The sequence below is a fragment of the Mesorhizobium sp. M0621 genome, from assembly GCF_040320745.1.
In the GTDB taxonomy this organism is placed as follows: domain Bacteria; phylum Pseudomonadota; class Alphaproteobacteria; order Rhizobiales; family Rhizobiaceae; genus Mesorhizobium.
The window spans coordinates 1-20681 of the sequence record NZ_JAMYQF010000017.1 but is presented as its reverse complement, the minus strand read 5'-3'; the positions used below and the strand labels follow the sequence as shown (position 1 = coordinate 20681).

Genomic DNA, 20681 nt, shown 5'->3' with positions numbered 1-20681 from the left:
ACATGAAGGAGGCATGGCTTGCACCCTGCCTCCTTGCCAGGATGAACTACGCCGGCCTGTCCGCCGCGAACTGCGTCACCACGCGCTGCAGCAGCGGCACGTAATCGCGAAACGTCCGTGTCTTCATGTTGGCGATCTTGCCGCTCTCGTCCCAGATGCGGACCCGGACCGCTTCCTCATGAAAGGGGTTCTTGCGGAACTCGGTGACCTCATCGGCGTTCATCGGCCCTCCTTGCAGCGACAGCGTATGCGCCGAGGCCCGCGAAAGCTTGCCGAAATAGGTCGGGTCGGTGGCGCAGAGGTAGCGCTTGGCTGAGACATGCAGCCTGACGCATTCGACGATGACAGGCGGAAAGAACGGCGCCAGCACCTCGCCACCGGCCTCGTCATGATGCTTGTCCTCGACATCCTCCGGCGAATAGGTGCCGAACTCGCTGGTGTAGTGGCCGATGTCGTGCAGCAGCGCCGCCGCCACCAGCTCGTCCGGCGCGCCGTCCTGCTCCGCGAACCAGGCACCCTGCAGCATGTGCTCGGACATGGTGACGGGTTCGCCGAGATAGGATTCGGCACCCCGACGTTCAAAGATGTCGGCGATGAATTCGACGATGGTGTCCGCGTTCAGGTCCTGGCCGCTCATTCCGCCGCCTCCTTGAACCCATGCTCGATCGCCGCGAGCGTCGACAGCAGACCGTCCTTGTCGGCGTAGCAACCCTGCAGCCAGCGCTTGCCGGTGCCGGAAAATGCCTTGCGCGCATGCATGACGCGCGTGTTGTCGACGATGAAAGCCTGCCCCGCTTCGAGCTTGAACGTCACTTCGAAGGACGTATCCTCGATCAGTTCGGCAAACCGGCGATAGGCGGCGTAGTAAGCCTCCATGTCGGCGAACGGCACATCGATCGTCGGCGCCAGCGAGCGGTTGTTGAAGCGGATACAGATCAGCTCCCCATCTGACCCGAGTTCGATCATCGGCCGCTTCGCTTGCAGCCGCACCCCGGACGAACCGGCATATTCGAAGCGCGCCGGGCATGAACTCAGCAGCCGGAAGCCTTCCGGGTTCTCAGCCTGCAGCGCGGCCGCGACGGCAAAACCGTCGACGACGCTGGACTCGCCACCGTCCACCGTATTTTCGATGCAGGACAGGATCTGCAGTGTCGGCACCGGGTCGCGATAGGGATTGTCGGTGTGCGCCTGCAGGCCAAGATTGGTGTAGGCGAGATTGTTCGGATTGACCTCGGCGCGCACTTCGAACCAGCGTCCGTAATTGGTTTCCCTGATATAGCCGAACAGATCGGACACCTTGCAAAGCGCCCCGGATTCAGCTGGCAGATCGTCCATCACCGCGAAGCCATAGGCTTTCACCGCCGACAGCCATTGCCGCAAGACGTCGCGGTCGCGGCTGGCGGCTGGGTAGCCGGCGCGCGGGACCGAATTCTGCATGGTGGCCTTGGTCCATCGCACGATGCCCTCGCCTGTCCAGCCGGCCTGGCGGGCCGTGTCGCGATCATAGGCATTGGCGCGCACCCATGCCGCCGGGAAACTCACCGTTTTTTGCTCCGGCATGAAGCTGACCTCCAGGGTGTCGCCCTTGATCGACGCGGCGCCGATCCTGGTGTCGGCGGGAATATCGAGAATGGTGATGAGCCGTTGGCCATTGCCAGCGCTGCGCGTCCTGTCGTCCAGCGCATTGTCGCGCAGCCACATTGCGTGGAAGCGGGTGCGTGTCCCATCCTGCCAGCCAAGGTCGATTGTTCTGCCTTCATCGCCAATCAGCGCGTGGGTGAGCATGGAGATCCGTCCCTGTCCGCTACGCCCCACGGCTAAGTCCGCAGGTCTCGATTGCATGTTGATCGCGCGATAGGCATAACTCAAATTATCATTTTTTGGCCAATGACCGTAATCTGCTAATGGCTCAGGCAAACCCACCTTTGCCGCCGCTCGACTGGCTGCGCAGCTTCGAGGCCGCGGCGCGGCTGTCCAATTTCACGGCGGCGGCAACGGAGCTTGGCCTTACCCAGGCCGCCGTCAGCCAGCACATCCGGCTTCTCGAGGAATGGCTGAAGACGCGTTTGTTCTCACGGCTGGCGCGCGGCGTCGCGCTGTCGCCGGAGGGCGCGGCCTACCTGCCCCACATCCAGTCGGCCTTCGCCACCATCGGCAACAGCACTGCGGAACTGTTCGAGCCGCGCGCGGTCCAGACCGTCTCGATCCGCGCGCCGATCTCCTTTGCCTTGCTGCTGCTCGCCCCGGCGCTGCCCGATCTGGCGAAGGCGCTACCGCGCATCCAGCTCGACCTTGTGACGATCCATCGCCCTGCTGACTACGACCTGCCAGGCTCGGTGCTCGACATCCGCTTTGGCAACGGATCCTTTCCCGGCCGCGAAGCCGACAGGCTGACCGCAGAGCGGCTCGTGCCGGTGGCGGCGCCAGTGCTCGCCGGCAACGCCGACTGGACCTCCCTGCCGCTGCTTCTGGTTGCCGGCGCCCGCGAGATGTGGGCGGAATGGTTCGCGGCCGCCGGGCTGGCTGGCCACCCCAGGCGATCTCACCGCTTTGACAGTTTCGTCGCCGCCATGGAAGCGGCGAGCGCGGGCGCCGGTGTGCTGCTGGGCTCGCGGCCGCTGGTGGATGCGGCGCTCGACGGCAAGACGCTGGTCAGGCTCTCCGACTTCGAACTCTCCAGCACATCGGGCCATTTTCTGACCAAGGCGTCGACCGCGCGCCTGACCGGTGCCGAACAGGATTTCCGCCTGTGGCTGCTGACACGCCTCTCCGCGCCGGCATGACTGGTTACGAGATTGGCCCGATTCGCTTCCAGTAGATCAGCGTACCGGTCAGCCCGCCATGCGGTTTCAAGGCGTAGTTGGGTATCTCGCCAGCCAGCTTGAAGCCCAACCGCTCATAGAGGCCGGAAGCGCCCTCCTCCGTCGCCGTATCCAGAACCAGCAGCGTACGGCCCTTCTCGACCGCAAGTCTCTCGGCGGCCCGCATCAGGCGCGTTCCGACACCCCTGCCCCGGTAGTCGACGCGTGTCATCAGCTTGGCGATCTCGGCCCGGTGCGGCTGGTTGGGCGGACAGTCGAGCAGCAAGGTTACGGTGCCGACCAGGACCTTGCCGTCCCAGGCGCCAAGCACCGCTCTTTCCCCTCTTGCAGCCGCAGCCAGCGATTTCTCCCAGAATGCCCTTGCAGCTTCCGGCGCCAGCGGATGCATGAAGCTCACCGATCCGCCGGCCGCCACCGTTGCGACCAGCAATTCGGCCAGCATGTCCTGCGTTTCGACAGACGGGTTCAGGGTTCCGATCTCGATCGAGTTCATGCTCATGATGTCCTGTGACTTTGCGATAGATGCGAGCGCATTCCTCAGTCCAGATGACGCACGCGGCGTCGCTTTCGCGCCGCCTTGATGGCGCTGATGCGTTCGGCGTCTTCGTGCCCGAGATGCCGGCCGCGCTCAAGAATCTCGAGCGTGTACTCCTCATAGGTCAGGCCCAGCCGCTCGGCCTTGTCGATGCGCAGAAGCATGACCTCGTGGCTCGGCGCCTTCCACGCCTTGGCATGGGCGGCCTGCCACGCAAGGAAGATGTAGGGATCGCCCTTGCCCCATGGCGGCCCCTTGTATTCATCGAGAGGCGGCCCCCCATTGTGGGAGCGCTTTGGTCTTCTCGCCATGATGTCAGCCCCTGACCAGCGCGACGAGATAGTCGGCACCGGGCTCCAGGGCATGGAAGATGCAGTCCGACGGCGCCCCGAGCGCCAGACAATCGCCTGGCTCGAGCCGGTGCACCACTTCGCCTTCGACGAATTCGAGCTGCCCGGAAATCAGCCATATCTGCTGCTTGATGAAGGCGTAGGAGGCGGCCGGGAAGTTGACCTTGGCGCCCGCCGGTAGCTGCACCTTGACGAGCTCGAGCGGCATGTCGCCAGCCGGCGAAAGGTGCCGTCTGACATAGCCGGTATCGGGATCGCGCCACACCGGTTGGTCGGCCTCGCGCAGCAGCCCGCCGCCTTGCAATTCCGCGCGCGCGATCAAGGTCGACAGCGTCATGCCAAAGGCCGATGCGATGCGCACCAGCAGGGCTGCCGTCGGGCTGGTCTTGCCGCGCTCGATCGTGCTCAGCATCGCCTTCGAGACGCCGGAACGCTCCGCAAGTTCGGCTAGGGACCAGTCCCGCATGATCCTTTCGGCGTGTATCCTCCGGCCGATCGTCGAGGAAATATCGTTCGCTATATCATCCATACGTCTATTATAGCGAAACATAGACGCCGGAAAAGAGCCGCCTCGCGACAATTTTCACGGGGCCCTTAATCCTCTCTACACCATCCGACCTCATCGGGCCTTAACCCCATTCCTGTAGGATCGATGCTCCAGGGGAAATGGGGATTGGCCTGTCCATGTATGTCGAACGCGAAGCCTCCGTTGGAGAACCGACATCGCAGGAGCGCCGCGACGCCGAGCAGAACGACAGGCGCATTCTGGGCAATGTCGTGCAATGCGACGGCGCGCGCGCCACCATCAGCGCCTATGCGGACGATGTCGACGGCGCGGTGACGGGCCTGTGGACGGTCGGCAAGATGATTTCCATCAATCTCGGATCCACGCGAACCGTCGGCCTGGTCTACGGGATCGGCAAGTCGGATCGCTCCTGGAGCAAGGAGGGCCAGAACGCCATCGAGGTCAGCATCGAGCTGATCGGCGAAGTGCGCGACGGAGCAGAGCCCGGCGCCAGGCCGGTCTTCGATCGCGGCATCACCACATATCCGCATATCGGCGCCGTTGCGCACCGCATCCGCACCCGCGACCTGCAGGCGGTCTATGATCTCGCCGGGCGTCATTCAATCACCATCGGTACGCTCGCGCAGGACGAGGCGATTGCCGCCAACATCGCCATCGACGATACGCTGGCGCGTCACTTCGCCATTGTCGGCACCACCGGTGTCGGTAAATCCACCGCCGTCTCGCTGCTGCTGCGCAAGTCGATCGCGGCACGGCCCGACCTGCGCATCCTGATCCTCGACCCGCATAACGAGTTCGCGGCGTCGCTGCCCGAATACTGCGTCAGGGTCGATTCCAAAACCCTGGATCTTCCGTTCTGGATGTTCACGCTGGAGGAGTTCGCCGAGGTGCTGTTCCGGGGCCGCGAAACCGAGCCGGAAGAAATCGATGCCTTGCGCGACCTCATTCCGGCCGCCAAGAACCTTTACCGCAATCCGAATTCCGGCGCCTATATCCGGCGCGGCAGCGATGCGCTAACCGCCGATACGCCAGTGCCTTACCGCATCGCCGACCTCCTCAAGCAGATCGACGAGCGCATGGGCATGCTCGAAAGCAAGACCGATCGTCCGACGCTCAGATCGCTGAAGACACGCATCGAATCGGCGGCGGCCGACCCGCGCTACCGCTTCATGTTCAACTCGCGGCTGATCGAGGACACCATTCATGAGACGATCGGCAACATCTTCCGCGTGCCGCATCATGGCCGCCCGGTAACCTGCTTCGAGATGGCCGGCATGCCGTCCGAAGTGGTCAATTCCGTCTGTTCGGTGCTGGCGCGCCTGGCCTTCGACCTCGCTCTGTGGAGCGAGGGCAAGCTGCAGCTTCTGTTTTTGTGCGAAGAAGCGCACCGCTATATGCCGGCCGATCCGCGTCTCGGCTTCGCGCCGACCAGGCACGCGCTGTCGCGCATTGCCAAGGAAGGCCGCAAATATGGCTGCTATCTCGGCGTCGTCACCCAGCGCCCTGGCGAACTCGACCCGACCATCCTGTCGCAATGCTCGACCTTCTTCGCCATGCGGCTTGCCAATGAGCAGGACCAGGCGATCATCCGCTCGGCGATTGCCGACTCTTCCGCCTCGACGCTTGCGTTCCTGTCGTCCATGGGCCAGCGCGAAGCCATCGCCTTCGGCGAAGGCGTGGCGACGACCATGCGGCTCAAGTTCGAAAAGCTGCCGAGCCACCTGCTCCCCGGCACGGCCAAGCGCGAAGAGGCCGCCGCGTCGAAAACCGGCGACGATGTCGACCTCGTGGCGATCGTCGAACGCCTGCGCAACGTACCGAAACCAACGCAGCAGTCGATGGCCTTCGCCGAAGTCGTCGATTCAGGCCGCCAGGCCGGCGATCCCGACTACCGCAAGCCGCCGGCCACCCGCGTGCAATCGGACGACGATTTCGACATGCGCTACGGCCTCAAGCCCGCGACCTTCGGCCTGCGCCCGCAGAACGATTGAGTTTGCGGGCTTACGTCATTCTGCCAACCAATTGAGAAGCCGCATCAAGCTTCCAAGAAGCTCTGCTTCGTTGGCCACTTGGGTAAATCCCGAAAGAGAATTCATCAGGCTGGGTTGCATGACGTGGCTTTCGAGAAGCCGGAGCGGAACGGACATTTAGTCCGTGAGCACCGGAAGTCGAGAAAGCCGCGTCAGGCGACCGGCCTCATGAATTCTTCTTCGGGATTTTAGGCGCAGACGCGGTTGCGACCTTGCCTCTTTGCCTCGTAGAGCTGGCGGTCGGCGCGGCGATAGAACTCCTCCGCCGTTTCCTTGCGGTCCCAGACGGCAAGCCCGACGCTGGTGGTGATCTTGAGGCGGACATTGCCTGACAGCACCGACATGTTGGCGATCGCCTTGCGGATACGCTCGGCAAACTTGCCCAGAAGGTCGGCATCCATGTTGGGCGTGACCACCGCGAACTCCTCGCCACCCAATCGCGCCACCACGTCGTGGTAGCGTGTCATATCCTTGAGGCAGCTCGCGACGGCCTTGAGCACCTCGTCGCCGACATCATGGCCGTGGGTGTCGTTGACCTGCTTGAAATGGTCGAGATCGAGGATCATCAGCCCGACGGGCTTTTCGATGCGCCGGAACTCCTCGAGATACTCCTTCAGCGCGTCATCGAAATAGCGCCGGTTCTGCATGCCGGTCAGGCCGTCGGTCAGCGCCGCATGCTCGAGCGTTTCCGAACGCGCGCTGAGCGAGACCGTCATGGCGCGTAGCTTGCCTTCTTCCGTCGCCTGTTTTCGGATCAGCGGATAGATGAAGAAAATGCCGAAGAACAGCGCGGTGGCCAAAAGCACGCCGGTCGCGAACAAAAGCTTGTTGAGATAGATGACCTTGTCCAGACCCGAAGCCGTATGTAGCTCGGTGGCGAAGGATTGCAGAAGCCCATAGGCATGCAGCGTCACCAGGCCGGCGGCCAGGATCACGAAGATAAAGACGAAAAAAGCTGATTCCGCCTTGTGGAAACGCATCTGCTCCCCGTTGGAAAAGTGCCCACTGACCTTATGGCATGGGCGGGCTTACGGAGGGTTAATTTGGACAACCGCAACGAGAACCTTTCCTTGCAAGTAAACTTTTCAGGTTGCAATGGAAATAAGCAATCAGATCGTGGTTTCCACATCATCACCGGGGTGCACTCTTTGCCATTCCGGCCCCAGCTGGTGCCTGAACCAGGTCGTCTGCCGCTTGGAATATTGCCTGGTCGCGATCTTGGCGCGTTCGATCGCCTCGGGAAACCCAATCTCTCCGGCCATCGCGGCCTGCAGTTCACGAACGCCGATCGCCTTCATCGCCGGCAATTCGGGATCGAGGCCAAGCGCCGATAGAAGCTTGACCTCGTCCAGCGCGCCCTTGTCCATCATCTGGTCGAAGCGTTTTTCGATGCGGCCGACCAGCGCCGCCCGGTCCGGCTCGATCACGAAGAAATGCGCGGTCTGCCTGTCGATGAGCGGATGGCCGCGTTCTGCCTGCCATTCCCGGATCGAACGGCCCGACGCGTCGAGCACCTCCAATGCCCGCACGATGCGCTGGCTGTCGGTTGGCTTGAGCATCATGGCGGCCGCCGAATCCTCACGCAGCAGCAGGCTGTGCAGCTTGACGGCACCCTGCTCCTTCAATTCGTAGCGCCAGCGGTCCCGGACCCGCTGCGGAATGTCGGGCATTTCCGAAATGCCCTCGGCCAGCGCGCGGAAGTAAAGCCCGGTGCCGCCGACAAAAATTACGGGCCGTTCGAAGAGCGCACCGTCGTCGATCAGCTTCATCACGTCGCGCAGCCAGGCGCCGGTGGAATAGGCTGTGGACGGGTGGACGTGGCCGTAGAGAAAATGCGGCGCGCGGGCGAGATCGGCCGCCTCCGGCCGGGCGGTCAGCACGTCGAGCACCGAATAGCCCTGCATGGAATCGGTGTTGACGATCACGCCACCCCTGCGCTCGGCCAGATCGAGCGCCAGCGCCGACTTGCCGCTGGCGGTCGGCCCGGCTATCAGGATCGCGTTCTTCACGCGGCCCTCGCCCGCCTGTTCGCCGGAATGTTCCATGCCGCTCATCGCCACGCTTGTTTCCCGTCCCGCCGACCGCGCTTTGTCGCTGTCGCTTGCGAATATGGCGTCACGGTTGGTCGGCGCAAGCGCTGTTGTCTGGCTGGCCGAAGGGATAGCCTGCGATCTTGTCCTGCCGGAGGCAGCCGACGACGCCGAAACGAGTGCCGCCTTGCACGCAGCGCTTGCCGACGATCCGGTCGACGTAATCGTCCAGCAGGCCGAGACCCGCCGCAAAAAGATCCTCATGGCCGACATGGACTCAACCATGATCGAGCAGGAATGCATCGACGAGCTGGCCGACGAGATCGGCGTCAAGGATCGTGTCGCCACCATCACCGCGCGATCGATGAACGGCGAGATCGCTTTCGAACCGGCTCTGCGCGAGCGGGTGGCACTGCTGAAAGCCCTCGACGCCGCCGTGGTCGACCGCATCGTCGCCAATCGTCTGACGCTGGCCTCAGGCGGCCGCGCGCTGGTTCAGACAATGCGGGCCAATGGCGCCTGGACGGCACTCGTGTCCGGCGGCTTCGAGGTCTTCACGACGCGAATCGCGGCCATGCTTGGCTTCCACGAGAACCGCGCCAACCGCCTGCTCGAACAGGATGGCCGCTTCACCGGGCTGGTCGGTGAGCCGATCCTCGGCCGCGCCGCCAAGGCCGAAGCGCTGATCGAAATTTCAGCGCGCCTTGGTCTGACGCCCTTTGACGTCATCGCCGTCGGCGACGGCGCCAATGATCTCGACATGATCCGCCTGGCCGGCACCGGTGTTGCGCTTCATGCCAAGCCGACGGTGGCGGCACAGGCAAAGGTTCGCATCGACCATAGCGACCTGACCGCATTGCTCTATTTGCAAGGCTACAGGCAGGAAGAGTTTGTACAATGAAACCAATGCGTACCGAGCGCCTGATCCTGCGCAACTGGGAGGATCGCGACCGCGAACTGTTCCACCGGATCAACTCCGATGAACAGGTGATGGAATTCTTTCCGTTCCGCCGCGACCGCGCTGCCGCAGACGGCAAAATGGACGAGTTCCGGACCTGGATCGCCAGGGATGGCTACGGTTTCACCGCCGCCGAGATTGTCGCCACCGGAGAATGCATCGGCTTCATCGGCCTCTTCGACACAGATCATTTGCCGTTCCTTCCGGCTGCCACCGTCGAGATCGGCTGGCGACTGGCCCCTGAATTCTGGGGCACGGGCTATGTCACCGAAGCGGCGGAGGCATGGCTTGCCTATGGTTTCGAAACGCTTGGCCTCGGCGAGATTATTTCCTTCGCCGTCGCCGACAACAGGCGCTCGATCGCCGTCATGGAACGCCTCGGCATGACCGCCGACCCGTCCGCCGATTTCGACCACCCCGGCATTCCCGACAGCCATCCCGCGCTCAAGCGACATGTGTTCTATCGGCTGACTGCCAAGAATTGGCGAAAGAAACGTCGCTGATCAATGTCGATCAGGCGGAAGCTCATCGCCAGGTTGCGGAGTTCCGGCAGCAACCCGCTCAAGCAGCTTTCCAAAATCGTCAGCGGATGCATCGCCTGTCCGACGACGCAGGAACTCGGCCGCTGTTTCCATTGCCCCAACTTTCTGCGCCACGGCCGAAGCGATCCACTGATTGAGCGACACGCCATCGGCCTTTGCCAAGCGCGTGGCCGCCTCCTTGACCGAAAGCGGGAGTTTCAACGGATAAGTCGCTTTGCTCATGTTCGAAATCCTTCCAGGAACTCAGCCGGGCTTACGACTTGGACATCGAAACGGCCTGCCCCAGCCACAAAATCCCGGCGATTGTGGGTCACCAACGCATCCGCCCGACCGTTGATCGCCGCTTCCAGCACCATCTCATCCTTCGGGTCGCTCAATTGCGGACGCCAGAGAAAGTGCAGTTCGACCGGCTCGGCCAAGGCCGCAAAGCCGGCCAACAGTCCATCTAAATCCGTAGCGGACAACCCGTGAATCGCCATTTGCTCGGGTCGGGACAGAACGGTTTCGTATTCAAGAAACAGCGCTGTCGTCACCAATGGGCAAACCCGCTGGTCCGCAACCAATTGCAAGATAGCGAACGATGCACCATTCCTGCTTCGCAAACCTGCCGTCAGAACGTTTGTGTCCAGTACGATCCGCTTCACAAGGCAAAATAGTACATCCCATAGGATGTTACAATATGCCTGCGGGCTGCTGACTTCAGTCCATCCGGATCGTCACGAACCTGAGCTCGCCGGTCTTCGATGCCAGCATCAAGAGCGCATTCTTGCGTCCCTGTTCCTTCAAGGCGCCGATCCGGTCCATAACATCCTTGGGCGTGGCGACCGATTCCTGTGCGATCTCGGTAATCACTTCGCCCGGCTGGATACCGCGTTCGGCGGCAGCAGAGTCCTTGGTGACGTCGGTGATGACGACGCCGGAAACATCGCCCGCAATGCTGAACTTCTTGCGCGTCTCGTCGTTCAGTTCGCCGACCGTCATGCCCAGCACCGAAGCCGTTGAAACGGCCGGGGCCTTGTCACCCTTGTCCTGGTCGGTATTGCCGCCCTCCTCGCCGCTGGTGAGCTTCTCGCCATCCTCGAGCCGGCCGAGCGTCACTTTCACGGTCTGCTCGACGCCCTTGCGCACGATGAGCACATCGACCGCCTTGCCGACCGGGCTTTCGGCGACGACGCGCGGCAGATCGCGCATTTCATGGATGTCCTTGCCGTCGAATTTCAGGATGACGTCGCCGGCCTGAACTGTGCCATTGTCGACCGGACCGCCCTTGATGACGCCGGCGACCAGCGCGCCCTTGGCAGTCGCCATGCCGAGGCTCTCGGCGATGTCGTCTGTCACCGGCTGGATGCGCACGCCGAGCCAACCGCGCCGCGTCTCGCCGAACTGGCGCAACTGGTCGACCACGCCCGAGGCGAGCTGCGAAGGAATGGAGAAGCCGATGCCGATCGAGCCGCCGGACGGCGAAATGATGGCGGTGTTGATGCCTATGACCTCGCCGGCGCTGTTGAACAGCGGACCGCCGGAATTGCCGCGATTGATCGCGGCATCGGTCTGGATGAAATCGTCATAGGGGCCGGAATTGATATCGCGGTTGCGAGCCGAGACGATACCGACCGTCACCGTGCCGCCGAGGCCGAACGGATTGCCGATCGCCATCACCCAGTCGCCGACACGCAGCTTGGTGGAATCGCCAAACTTCACCGCCGTCAGCTTGTGTCCTTTCGGATCGACCTTCAGCACCGCGACATCTGTCTTGGTGTCGGTGCCGACCAGCGTTGCCTTCAAGGTAATGCCGTCGGAGAAATTGACTTCGATGTCGTCGGCGTCGGCGATCACGTGGTTGTTGGTGACGACGATGCCTTGCTCGGCATCGACGACGAACCCGGAACCCAGCGACTGCACCTTCTGCCCGCTATTGTCCTTGTCGCCGCCGCGGTTCTTGAAGAAATCGTCGAAGAAGTCCTGGAAGGGCGACCCCTCTGGCAGCTGCGGCATCGGCACTGCACCCGGACCTTCGGTACCCTTCACCGTCTGCGAGGTCGAGATGTTGACCACCGCGCCGAGCAGGCCTTGCGCCAGATCGGCGACCGAAGCAGGTCCGTCAGCAGCAAATGTCGGTGTCACGAAGGACGGGACAGCGACGGCACTGACAAGAAGTGCCGCAGCGCCCGCGACGAACGTCCGCCGTGCCGCGCGCAAAATTATGTTGGATGTCATCGAGAAGCCTCCCGGTATTCCTGAAAAGAAAAGCGCTTCAACGAAAACGCCGCGTCGCGCCATGTTGGCAAAAAATACGGCACGTTTGCGGCTATGACTATCGGCAGAGGATAAATCATCCGTTATCCCGGATCGAAACTCGTATCCCGGCTCGAAGCTCGTATCCCGGATCGAGGCTCGTGTCCCAGGATCGAAGCTCACCGGCCTCATATGCCTCGCACCAGCCAGACGATGCCGACGCCGATGGCGATCGCCGCCAGCCCGGCAATCCGCAACGCGTTCTCGGGCAGCGACAGCACTTCGGTGGCAAGCTTCCTGGCAAGGCCGGGAAAGCCGCCATAGACCAGACCTTCTATGACAAGGACGAGGCCCATGGCGGCGAGAAAATCCTGCACCGGCCGCTACTGGCCGGTGCTGGGCTGTGCCGCCGGTGCGGCAGGTGCCGTCGCCGGAGCGGTTGGCGCCGGCGAAGCCGGTTTCGCCGGCGCCTCGCTGCCGTCGGGATTGCGGAAGAAGCGGAAGAACTCCGAGTTTGGCGACAGCACCATCGTCGTTCCGGTGTTGTCCAGCGCCGTGCCATAGGCATTCATCGACCGGTAGAAGTCGAAGAAGGCCGGATCGCGCTGATACGCTTCCGCGAAGGTGGCACTGCGCTGGGCTTCGCCCTCGCCGCGCAGGATTTCCGACTCTTTCTGTGCTTCGGCAACGATCTCGACCACTTCGCGATCGGCTCGGGCCGTGATGCGCTGTGCCGCTTCATTGCCTCGCGCCCTTAACCGTGCAGCCTCTGCCAGACGTTCCGCCTTCATGCGGTCGTAGGTCTGTTGCGAAACCTCGGCGGTGAGATCGGTGCGGCGAATGCGGACATCCTCGATCTGCAGGCCGAGCGAAGTGGCGTCGGGCCTGAGCTGATCGCGGACTTCGCGCATCATCACGGCGCGCTGTTCGGAGAGTGCGGCCTCGAAATCGCGCAGACCGTAGACGCGGCGCAAGGCAGCGTCGAGACGCGTCCTGAGCCGCGCTTCGGCCAGTTCGATCTGACCGGACACGGCGGAGCGGAACACCCGTGGATCCGAGATGCGATAAGCAATGAAGGCGTCGACCTCATAGAACTTGCCGCCCGACACCTGGACACGGATGTTGTCGAGATCGAAGCGCAGCACCCGGTTCTCGATCAGCTGCACCGTATCGGCGTCGAAGAACGAGAACGGCGCCTTGAAGTAGATGCCGGGCTCGCTTTTGACGTCGACGATCTCGCCGAACCTGAGCACCAGCGCTTGCTGGCGCGCATTGACCACGAAGACCGACGAATAGAGCAGGAACAGGATGACCGCTGCTGCGACGACGATGATGGGAAGGCGGTTGGCCATCACTGGTTACCTCCCGTAACGCCACCAGGGGCGGCCGGTGCCGGCGTTTTCGGCTGCAATGCCGGCAGCGGCAGATAGGGAAGGACCCCTTGCCCATTGCCCTGCTCGACGATGACCTTGTTGGAATCCTTCAGAACCCTCTCCATGGTTTCCAGGTAGAGGCGCTTGCGTGTCACATCGGGCGCCTTGGCATATTCGTCATAGACCGAGATGAAGCGCTGTGCCTCACCTGCGGCTTCCTGCACGACCCGGTTCTTGTAGGCGGCCGCGTCTTCGCGGACCTGTGCGGCCTCGCCGCGCGCCTGGCCGAGCTTCTGGTTGGAGTACTGGTTGGCCTGCTCGACGAACTTGTCTTCGTCTTGCTCGGCGCGCTGCACCTCGTCGAACGCATCGGCCACTTCGCGTGGCGGTGCCGCATCCTCGATCGAGACCGCGTTGACGTTGAGGCCGGCCTTGTAGCCGTCCAGCGTCGTCTGGATGATTTCACGCACCGAGGCGGCAATACCCTGGCGGTCGTCGCGGAAAATGTCCTGCGCCGGCCGGCGGCCGACAGCTTCACGCATGGCGCTTTCGGCAACCTGCCGCAGCATACCGTCGGGATCGGACACGTCGAACAGATACGAACTCGGGTCGGAGACCTGATAGGCCACCGAGAACTGGACGTTGACGATGTTCTGGTCGCCGGTAAGCATCAGCCCGGACGTGTTGCCACTCGTCGCGCCGCCGCCGCCAATGTCGACGAGCTGCTCGGAAATCTTGGCCGTTTCGACAGTTTCAAGCGGCCACCAATGGAAATGCAGGCCGGGCTGCGACAACTCGGCCTTCGGCTTGCCGAAGCGCAGTTCGACCGCGACCTCGTCGGGCTGCACGGTGTAAACCGCCTTGAACGCCCACAGCACCACAAGTGCCGCCGCGATCAGCGCGAAAATGGCCGGGCTTGCGCCACCGCCACCCGGCAGAGCGCGCCGCAGCCGGTCCTGGCCGCGGCGGATGATGTCCTCGAGATCGGGAGGCGAGCCCTGTGGGCCGCTCGGTCCCTTGGGTCCCTGCCCCCAGGGTCCCTGATTGTTGCCGCCGCCGCCCCATGGGCCGCCGCCACCGCCGCTTTTGTCGTTCCAGGGCATGAATGTCCTTTCGCTTGGAATTCCCTCAAGCGCCGGTATTACGGCGCAAAATCCAGTGTTGTTCTTCTATAGGGACGCCACGAGGCGCTTTCAACGCGATGCGTTGCCGAGTTGTCCGATTTGGTCCGTTCGCGACCCTTTGTCTTTCTTCAATGCCCTTTTTGTCGTTCAATGTCTCGCGGGGCGGCGCTCGTAAACCGAATAGCGCGTCGCGTGGCTGTCCCTTTCCCCGGCCGGAACCTCCTGTGAGTTGACGACGCGCCAGGAATCCGGATCGATCGGCGGGAAATGCGCATCGCCGTCGACCGTTGCCAGTATATGGGTGACATGCAGCCGGTCGGCCAGCGGCAGCGCCTGGGCATAGATTTCGCCGCCGCCGATGATGCAGACTTCGTCCACACCGACCATGCCGCGCCCGCGCACAGTTGCCAGCTGGATCGCGGCCTCGAGCGAATGCGCGACCTCGACGCCCTCTGCGCGCCAGGCCTTATCGCGGGTGACCACGATGTTCAACCTGCCCGGCAGCGGCCGGCCGATGCCTTCATAGGTCTTGCGACCCATGATGATGGGTTTGCCCATCGTGTCGGCCTTGAAGCGCTTGAGATCGGTGGACAGCCGCCAGGGCAACCCTCCGTCCCGCCCGATGACTCCGTTTTCTGCAATGGCAACGTAGATTGCGACGTGCATCAGTTGGCATTTCCCCCATTTCTGTCAGACGACACCAGCAGCAGGATGTCGATGTCGTGCTCGGGATAAAAATCCTGCGCCGTCATCTCGAATGTCGTCGGCCCGACCTTTTTGACATTGTCGCCGCAGAACGAAACCAGGGTCTTCGGATTGCCCTTGTCGACCGTCAGCTTGAACTTGCCGATCGTACCCGCCGCCCAGTTGCCGCCTGTGGTCAGGATATAGGCGATCCGGCTTTCATAATATTTAGAATAGCCGTCGGGATCGTCCTTGGCTGCCTTGCGCACTGCATTCTCGAATGTGTCGTCCATGCAATAGCGGGTCTTGTAGGTCGCGTACTGCCCCTGGAACTTGCCGTCGTAGAAGAAGCTGACCGAAGACGTGCCGCCGACGCTCGGCTTGTAGCGGTGGGAAACGCGAACGTCTTTGTTGGCCGGAAACGTCGAGCGCCACCAATAGGTCGAACGCAATTGCCAGAATGGCGTGTAGACCTTCTTCGCCTCCGTACCGTCGCTGCCGGTGTCCTCGATGATGATGCCGCGGTTTACCCAGTCGTCGGTAACCGCTTGAGGCAGCTTGGCCAGCGCCGCCTTCGCCGCGTCGCCGAAAGGATAGAACGGCACGTTCTGCGCCTTCAGATCGGCGCCGATGTCGATGCCGAGCGCGAACACCCTCTGCTCGAGCTGCGGCTTTGCCGGTGCGCCATCGACCGTCACCTCAAAGCCGAGGAAATTGTCGCTCTGGTCGTTGGGAAGCGCCGGCCTCTCTTCGGGATCGCCTTCGATATCGGGCATCGGGAAGGCGACGATGGCGTCGACATCCCGATCGGTGTTGTTGTGGAAGACGTAATCGACCGTGACCTTTTCCGGCGAGATGAAAAGGTCCTCGCTTTGCATCGCCACGGCATCGCTGCGCGACAGGATCAGGCCGCCGGTGCCAAGTTCGGCAATCGAATCATTGGCGAAGGCGGGCGCAGCCAGCAGGGCCAGCGCGGCGGTCAGAACATATCGCAACATGAAAGCCTCCTCGGCGGGAATGCTCACAGACCCTAGCCGTTTCACCATAGCGTTTCAAAGCCCTTCCGTATCCGCGGGTAAGCCCAAGCGGTCTGGACTAACAGGTTCCGATCGGGCAGGAGTTCGCTCCATGCGCAAGCTTCTCGTCATCGGCATCGGCGCCGGCAATCCCGACCATATGACCATTCAGGCGATAGACGGCCTGAACCGGGCGGACGTCCTGTTTATTCCCGACAAGGGCGCAAGGAAGAATGACCTTGCCGAGCTGCGCCGCCAGATCTGCGACCGCTTCGTCACCAACCCGAAGTCACGCCGCGTCGAATTCGACGTGCCGGTGCGCGACCTGCCAGTAGAAGATGGGCCAATGGAAGATGGGCCAGTAGAAGATGGGCCGGCCCCCTCCTATCGCTCGACCGTCGATGATTGGCATGAAGCCATCGCCGCCATCTACGAGAGCCTGATCCGCGACGAGATTGCCGGGGATGGCTGCGGCGCCTTCCTGATCTGGGGCGATCCCTCGCTCTATGACAGCGCCTTGCGCATCCTCGAGCGCGTGCGCCTGAGAGGCAATGTCGCGTTCGAGCTGGAGGTCATACCCGGCATCACCGCTGTCCAGGCGCTTGCCGCCAGCCACAAGATGGCGCTGAACAGGATCGGCGATTCGGTGCTGATCACCACCGGTCGGCGCCTGACGGAGGAAGGCCTGGCCGACAATGCCGGCAGCACCGTCGTCCTGCTCGACGGCAAATGTGCCTTCAACACGCTGGACGACAAAGATGTCGTCATCCATTGGGGCGCCTATCTCGGCACGCCGGACGAGATCGTCATCTCGGGCCGTCTCGGTGATATCGGCGCCGAGATTGAGAGAACCCGTGAAGAAGCCCGCCGGAAAAAGGGCTGGATCATGGACACCTACCTGCTGCGCAAGCCAGGTGAACAGGACTAGGACCTACTGCCTACTGCCTTCCCCTCACCCCGCATCAATTTCCGCCTGTAACGCCTCCATATGCGTCGCGGCCGCTGCAGCCGCCGCACGCTCGATGGCGCGGAAGCGGCTGACCACGGCGAGACCCGCGGCCGTCAGTTGCGCGCCGCCGCCCTTGCGGCCACCAGTCTGTGCCGCCACCAGCGGCTTGCCGAACACCCGGTTCATGTCCTCGACCAGGTCCCAGGCGTGCTTGTAGGACATTTCCATGCCGCGCGCGGCGGCCGAGATCGAGCCGAAGGCGGCGATCTGCTCCAGGAGGTCGATCTTGCCCGGTCCGATGCGCCCGTCGGGATCGAGATTTATCCGCAAGCTCAGCGACGGCATTTTTGCTCCTCCGCGGTCACGCCCGATCCCATACTAAAGACTTTCCGGCGAAACCGCTATTCCAAAAAGACATAGCGATGATCATCCATCCGCCTCAGCGGGCAGCCCGACGCCGGTGTTGGCCCTGTCGAAGCTCACGGTCTTGACCACCGCAAAAACCTTGCCGCCGAGATGAAGCTTCAGCGTCCGCCGCGACTGTTCGGTGATGCGGGCAAGCACGGTTGCGCCGTTGCAGTCGATACCGACCTCGACCGCCGGGCCCTCACCGGGGCTTATCGCGGTAATGGTTCCCGCCAGGATGTTGAGCGCGCTGAGGCCTGCCGGATGTTCGGTGGCAATCATCACATCTCGGGCACGGATGCGGATGCGCACCCTCGCGCCTGTCTTCATCGCCAGCCGCGGCACCCGGATCTCACCGGCGGCCGAGCCGAGCACGGTCATGTCGAAAGTCTCGTCGTGACGCAGCACCTCGGTGTCCAGCACGGCGCCGCCCTCGCCGCGCTCCTCCGCCGGCAGCAGGTCGAGCCTTTGCATCACCGCCTCGGTCGGTCCGCTGGTGATGACATGGCCTTGCGCCAGCATCACCACGTCGCTGGCCAGCCGCGCCACTTCGGCGACGGAATGGCTGACATAGACGATCGGGATTTTCGTCTCGTCGCGCAGCCGTTCGACATAGGGCAGGATTTCGGCCTTGCGCGCCTCGTCGAGCGAGGCCAACGGTTCGTCCATGAGCAGCAATCCAGGGCTGGCAAGCAGCGCCCGCCCGATCGCCACGCGCTGCTTTTCGCCGCCCGACAGCTTCGCCGGTCGCCTGTCCATGAGCGGGCCGATGCCGAGCAGGTCGACAACGGCATCCATATCCGCATAGCGCTCCGCTGGCGGCGTGAACCAACGGCCGTAACGCAGATTGCCGGCAACACTCATATGCGGAAACAGCCGCGCATCCTGGAACACCATCCCGATGCGGCGCTTGTGCTTCGGCACGAAAATGCCAGCACTCGTATCGACCAGCACGCGGCCGTCGACTTCGATGCGTCCCTTGTCGGGCCGGATCAGCCCGGCGATCATGTTGATCAGCGTCGTCTTGCCTGACCCCGACGGTCCGAACAGCGCCGTCAGCCGCCCGGCGCTTTCGAAGCGGGCGTCAATGGCGAAACCGCCCAGCCGATGGCTGATGTCGACGAGAACGCTCATTCGATGTCCATCCGCCGGCCGACACGCCGCGCCAACACTTCCGAAGCCACCAGTGCTGCCATGGAAATGACGATGGAAATCAGCGTCAGACGGAGCGCGCCTTCATCGCCACCCGGCACCTGAGTGAAAGTGTAGATCGCCGACGGCAATGTCTGCGTCTCGTTGGGAATGTTGGAGACGAAGGTGATGGTCGCGCCGAACTCGCCCATCGCCTTGGCGAAGGCCAGGATGGCGCCGGCGATCAGCCCAGGCAAGATCAGCGGCAAAGTAATGGTTGCGAAGACCCACAGAGGATTGGCGCCGAGCGTTCCCGCCGCCGCCTCCATCTTGCGGTCCACCGCCTCGATCGACAGCCGGATCGCCCGCACCATCAGGGGAAAACCCATGACGCCGCAGGCCAGTGCCGCACCCGTCCAGCGGAAGGAGAAAACAATGCCGAAATGCTCGGCCAGGAAGGCGCCGGCCGGGCCACGCCGGCCGAAGGTGAGCAGCAGCAGATAACCGGTCACCACGGGCGGCAGGATCAGCGGCAGATGCACCAGCCCATTGAGAAGGGTCTTGCCCCAGAACTGTCCTCGGGCAAGCAGCAGCGCGATCAGTATGCCTGGCGGCAGGCTGGCGAGCATCGCCACCGTTGCCACCTTGATCGACAGCCGGACCGCATTCCATTCGTCGGGAGTGAGGTCCAGCAGCCAGTTCATAGTGCGAGATGAAGCCCCTTGGAACTCAGTTGCTCGGCGCGAGCACGGTAAAACCCTGATCCTTGAACAGTGCGCCGGCCTTTGCCGACTGCAGGCATTTCAGGAAAGCCGGCGTATCCTTGTCCTTCGAATCGGCGGTCTGGGCAACCGGATAGATGATCGGCGGATGCGAATCCTCCGGGAAGGTGCCGATCACCTTGACGCCCTTTTCGGCATGCGCGTCGGTGGCGTAAACGATGCCAAGGGCGGCCTCACCTGTTGAAACCAGCTTGAGCGCCGCACGGACATTCTCGGCCTGCGCCACCTTGCCCTCGACCGAGGACCAGACGCCGAGCGATTCAAGCGCGGCCTTGCCGTATTTACCGGCCGGCACCGCCTTGACGTCGCCCATGGCGAGCCTGCCGTCGCCGATCAGCTTGGCGAGGTCAAAACCTTTCTCGATCTTGGTTTCAACCGCCGAGTCCTTCGGCGCCACCAGCACGATCTCGTTGCCGAGCAGTTTCACTTCGGTGTCCGGCTTGGTGAGCTTCTTGTCGGAGAGATATTTCATCCAGTCGAGGTCGGCCGAGATGAAGACGTCAGCCGGTGCCCCGCCCTCGATCTGCTTGGCCAGCGCCGAGCTTGCGGCATAGGAGACGGTCGCTGCCTCGCCGACATCGGCCTCGCAGGCCTTGTTCACCGCATCGAGCGCATCCTTGAGGCTGGCGGCGGCAAACACCAAGACCTTGTCTTCCGCGTGTGCCGCCGGCACTGCCGCCATCAACGCCGCCGCCAAACCGCCAATGGCGATCGCCCTCGATCCAAAACCTTTGCGCGTCATGGAAACTCTCCCTGGTTCGAACCCGATCGGCTAGAAGCCTGCCAACCGATATATCCGCATGGATATAACAAGGGAAGGCCTAGAGCCACCACTTCGCACGTCCGGATCGACATCGGCGGCGCCGTCGTCGCCGCCTCGATCACCAAGAGGCCGTCGCCGATCCCAAGCTGGAAAAAGGCAAGCGGGCCTATGCAGTGGTCAAAGCCTCGGATGTGATGGTCGGCATCGACTGACTGATCGCGCTCAGGGGCGCCGTGCATACCGGCTATTGGGGCCTAAGGTGTGTTGAGATTCAGGTCAGGCCGAGCCGAAAATGGTGGTTTCCGAGAACCGGAGCGGAGCGTACTTTTAAGTACGTGTTGGGGTGGACGGCCCCCGACGGCATCGTGATGTGCCAGAATGAGGTCGTTGAAGATCTCAAACAAGGGAGACCGTCCGTGGAAAATC

General features: G+C 62.9%; 24 protein-coding genes and 1 pseudogene. 6 read left to right on the top strand and 19 right to left on the bottom strand.

The annotated features are described in order from the left end of the window. Positions 1-46 precede the first annotated feature (46 nt). Both tmpB and tmpA read right to left on the bottom strand, forming a co-directional pair. A complete protein-coding gene (tmpB, locus tag NKI38_RS14250; RefSeq protein WP_352658555.1) occupies positions 47-637 on the bottom strand; it encodes a (R)-1-hydroxy-2-trimethylaminoethylphosphonate oxygenase in 591 nt (196 codons plus the stop codon). Continuing rightward, the gene (gene tmpA / locus NKI38_RS14245; protein WP_352658554.1) at positions 634-1785 is read right to left on the bottom strand and encodes a 2-trimethylaminoethylphosphonate dioxygenase; all 1152 of its coding nucleotides are present in this window, start codon (positions 1783-1785) and stop codon (positions 634-636) included. The genes tmpB and tmpA overlap by 4 nt, the downstream gene beginning before the upstream one ends. Positions 1786-1904: 119 nt before the next feature. Here tmpA and NKI38_RS14240 point away from each other — a divergent pair, with 119 nt between their 5' ends. Then, entirely contained in the window at positions 1905-2783 is an 879-nt protein-coding gene (locus tag NKI38_RS14240) for a LysR family transcriptional regulator (protein ID WP_352658552.1), read from the top strand. Between the two features lie 4 nt (positions 2784-2787). On the opposite strand, the gene NKI38_RS14235 is transcribed toward NKI38_RS14240, so the two are convergent. Genes NKI38_RS14235 through NKI38_RS14225 form a run of 3 tightly spaced genes read right to left on the bottom strand, consistent with a single transcriptional unit; the run spans position 2788 to position 4236 of the window. Next, positions 2788-3315, bottom strand: coding sequence for a GNAT family N-acetyltransferase (locus NKI38_RS14235; RefSeq protein WP_352658698.1), 528 nt, complete (start codon positions 3313-3315; stop codon positions 2788-2790). Between the two features lie 44 nt (positions 3316-3359). Further along, entirely contained in the window at positions 3360-3668 is a 309-nt protein-coding gene (locus NKI38_RS14230; protein ID WP_352658550.1) for a hypothetical protein, read from the bottom strand. A gap of 4 nt (positions 3669-3672) precedes the next feature. Then, positions 3673-4236, bottom strand: a complete 564-nt coding sequence (locus NKI38_RS14225; protein WP_352658548.1) for a helix-turn-helix domain-containing protein — start codon at positions 4234-4236, stop codon at positions 3673-3675. Positions 4237-4391: 155 nt separating this feature from the next. Between NKI38_RS14225 and NKI38_RS14220 the strand changes: the two genes are divergently transcribed. Beyond that, positions 4392-6224: an ATP-binding protein gene (locus NKI38_RS14220; protein ID WP_352658546.1), complete on the top strand. Its 1833-nt coding sequence runs from the start codon at positions 4392-4394 to the stop codon at positions 6222-6224. Positions 6225-6451: 227 nt separating this feature from the next. Here NKI38_RS14220 and NKI38_RS14215 read toward each other — a convergent pair whose 3' ends face one another. Both NKI38_RS14215 and miaA read right to left on the bottom strand, forming a co-directional pair. Further along, the gene (locus NKI38_RS14215; RefSeq protein WP_292176943.1) at positions 6452-7243 is read right to left on the bottom strand and encodes a GGDEF domain-containing protein; all 792 of its coding nucleotides are present in this window, start codon (positions 7241-7243) and stop codon (positions 6452-6454) included. A 129-nt stretch (positions 7244-7372) separates the two neighbouring features. Next, the gene (gene miaA / locus NKI38_RS14210; protein WP_352658544.1) at positions 7373-8317 is read right to left on the bottom strand and encodes a tRNA (adenosine(37)-N6)-dimethylallyltransferase MiaA; all 945 of its coding nucleotides are present in this window, start codon (positions 8315-8317) and stop codon (positions 7373-7375) included. Between miaA and serB the strand changes: the two genes are divergently transcribed. Continuing rightward, positions 8307-9194 carry a phosphoserine phosphatase SerB gene (gene serB, locus NKI38_RS14205; protein ID WP_352658542.1) on the top strand — a complete coding sequence of 296 codons (888 nt, stop codon included), beginning with the start codon at positions 8307-8309 and terminating at the stop codon, positions 9192-9194. The genes miaA and serB overlap by 11 nt on opposite strands. Further along, complete coding sequence (locus tag NKI38_RS14200; protein ID WP_352658540.1) at positions 9191-9754, top strand: GNAT family N-acetyltransferase; 564 nt, start codon at positions 9191-9193, stop codon at positions 9752-9754. The genes serB and NKI38_RS14200 overlap by 4 nt, the downstream gene beginning before the upstream one ends. Here the strand turns inward: NKI38_RS14200 and NKI38_RS14195 are convergent, their stop codons facing one another. The 8 genes from NKI38_RS14195 to NKI38_RS14160 form a co-directional block, all read right to left on the bottom strand. Further along, positions 9755-9955, bottom strand: coding sequence for a pilus assembly protein HicB (locus NKI38_RS14195; protein WP_352658538.1), 201 nt, complete (start codon positions 9953-9955; stop codon positions 9755-9757). Between the two features lie 56 nt (positions 9956-10011). Beyond that, positions 10012-10437, bottom strand: a complete 426-nt coding sequence (locus NKI38_RS14190; protein WP_352658537.1) for a putative toxin-antitoxin system toxin component, PIN family — start codon at positions 10435-10437, stop codon at positions 10012-10014. A 55-nt stretch (positions 10438-10492) separates the two neighbouring features. After that, positions 10493-12010, bottom strand: coding sequence for a DegQ family serine endoprotease (locus tag NKI38_RS14185; protein ID WP_352658535.1), 1518 nt, complete (start codon positions 12008-12010; stop codon positions 10493-10495). A gap of 206 nt (positions 12011-12216) precedes the next feature. Further along, positions 12217-12405 carry a DUF2065 domain-containing protein gene (locus NKI38_RS14180; RefSeq protein WP_352658533.1) on the bottom strand — a complete coding sequence of 63 codons (189 nt, stop codon included), beginning with the start codon at positions 12403-12405 and terminating at the stop codon, positions 12217-12219. A gap of 6 nt (positions 12406-12411) precedes the next feature. Further along, positions 12412-13380 (bottom strand): protease modulator HflC, encoded by a 969-nt coding sequence (gene hflC, locus NKI38_RS14175; protein ID WP_352658531.1) that lies wholly within the window; start codon positions 13378-13380, stop codon positions 12412-12414. Continuing rightward, positions 13380-14504, bottom strand: a complete 1125-nt coding sequence (gene hflK / locus NKI38_RS14170; RefSeq protein WP_352658529.1) for an FtsH protease activity modulator HflK — start codon at positions 14502-14504, stop codon at positions 13380-13382. The genes hflC and hflK overlap by 1 nt, the downstream gene beginning before the upstream one ends. 168 nt (positions 14505-14672) lie before the next feature. Further along, positions 14673-15191 carry a dihydrofolate reductase gene (locus NKI38_RS14165; protein WP_352658527.1) on the bottom strand — a complete coding sequence of 173 codons (519 nt, stop codon included), beginning with the start codon at positions 15189-15191 and terminating at the stop codon, positions 14673-14675. Further along, a complete protein-coding gene (locus tag NKI38_RS14160) occupies positions 15191-16207 on the bottom strand; it encodes a DUF4424 domain-containing protein (protein WP_352658525.1) in 1017 nt (338 codons plus the stop codon). Before NKI38_RS14160 ends, NKI38_RS14165 begins: the two co-directional genes overlap by 1 nt. Positions 16208-16337: 130 nt before the next feature. Here NKI38_RS14160 and cobF point away from each other — a divergent pair, with 130 nt between their 5' ends. Then, on the top strand, positions 16338-17153 hold the full coding sequence (gene cobF / locus NKI38_RS14155) for a precorrin-6A synthase (deacetylating) (RefSeq protein ID WP_352658523.1): 816 nt from the start codon (positions 16338-16340) through the stop codon (positions 17151-17153). Between the two features lie 24 nt (positions 17154-17177). On the opposite strand, the gene NKI38_RS14150 is transcribed toward cobF, so the two are convergent. From NKI38_RS14150 to modA, 4 genes are all read right to left on the bottom strand, one after another. After that, on the bottom strand, positions 17178-17519 hold the full coding sequence (locus tag NKI38_RS14150) for a winged helix-turn-helix domain-containing protein (protein WP_352633672.1): 342 nt from the start codon (positions 17517-17519) through the stop codon (positions 17178-17180). 81 nt (positions 17520-17600) lie between these two features. Then, positions 17601-18713, bottom strand: coding sequence for a molybdenum ABC transporter ATP-binding protein (gene modC, locus NKI38_RS14145; protein ID WP_352658521.1), 1113 nt, complete (start codon positions 18711-18713; stop codon positions 17601-17603). Then, complete coding sequence (gene modB, locus NKI38_RS14140; protein WP_292190770.1) at positions 18710-19414, bottom strand: molybdate ABC transporter permease subunit; 705 nt, start codon at positions 19412-19414, stop codon at positions 18710-18712. Before modB ends, modC begins: the two co-directional genes overlap by 4 nt. A gap of 25 nt (positions 19415-19439) precedes the next feature. Beyond that, positions 19440-20234, bottom strand: coding sequence for a molybdate ABC transporter substrate-binding protein (gene modA / locus NKI38_RS14135; protein WP_352658519.1), 795 nt, complete (start codon positions 20232-20234; stop codon positions 19440-19442). An 84-nt stretch (positions 20235-20318) separates the two neighbouring features. On the opposite strand from modA, the pseudogene NKI38_RS14130 reads away from it, so the two are divergent. After that, a pseudogene (locus NKI38_RS14130) lies at positions 20319-20467 on the top strand (TOBE domain-containing protein); the annotation flags it as partial. Between the last annotated feature and the right edge of the window lie 214 nt (positions 20468-20681).